This is a genomic window from Acetobacter sacchari (assembly GCF_017377715.1).
GTDB lineage: Bacteria > Pseudomonadota > Alphaproteobacteria > Acetobacterales > Acetobacteraceae > Acetobacter > Acetobacter sacchari.
This window is the reverse complement of record NZ_JAFVMF010000104.1, coordinates 1-252: the sequence shown is the minus strand read 5'-3', so window position 1 is coordinate 252 and position 252 is coordinate 1. Positions and strand designations below refer to the sequence as shown.

1 protein-coding gene is annotated in these 252 nt (G+C 54.4%); it reads left to right on the top strand.

Features of this window, described 5'->3' with window-relative positions:
- The coding region (locus tag J2D73_RS20420; RefSeq protein WP_207884257.1) for an intermediate filament family protein at positions 1–252 on the top strand (252 nt) is incomplete at both ends.

Genomic DNA, 252 nt, shown 5'->3' with positions numbered 1-252 from the left:
GCGCCGGCAGGTGGATCAGCTCACCAACGACAAGGCCCGTGTCGAGGTGGAGCGGGACAACCTGGCCGAGGACATCATGCGGCTGCGAGAGAAATTGCAGGAGGAGATGCTCCAGAGAGAGGAAGCCGAAAGCACCCTGCAGTCATTCAGACAGGATGTTGACAATGCTTCTCTGGCACGTCTTGACCTTGAACGGAAAGTGGAATCCTTGCAGGAAGAAATTGCCTTTTTGAAGAAACTGCACGATGAAGA